The 257-nt window shown below is 53.3% G+C and carries 1 pseudogene; it reads left to right on the top strand.

What is annotated here, in order from left to right:
* Positions 1-257, top strand: a pseudogene (locus R0J87_RS22210) (hypothetical protein); the annotation flags it as partial.

The raw sequence follows: 257 nt of genomic DNA, 5'->3' as shown, positions 1-257 counted from the left end.
AGCGTATCTGACCCTGGAGCAAGATAACAACGCCACGCTCAGCGGAAACTGGCAACTGCAACTGTCTGATCTGTACCCTTTGATGGCCGATAAGGGGATCGTTCTGGACGCCAATCAGGACGGCAACCTGACCTGGCGTGAAATCACAAACCAGCAGGCTGCAATACAAGCACAGTTACTGAGCCAACTGACCGTCGAGCAGGGCGGACGTTCTTGCAATATAACAGTCGCTGGCAACATGATGCTGGAATCACACG

It is taken from the genome of Halomonas sp. SIMBA_159, assembly GCF_046536035.1.
GTDB classification, from domain to species: domain Bacteria; phylum Pseudomonadota; class Gammaproteobacteria; order Pseudomonadales; family Halomonadaceae; genus Vreelandella; species Vreelandella venusta_A.
The sequence above is the reverse complement of the archived record's forward strand: the minus strand, read 5'-3'. Positions and strand labels throughout refer to the sequence as shown.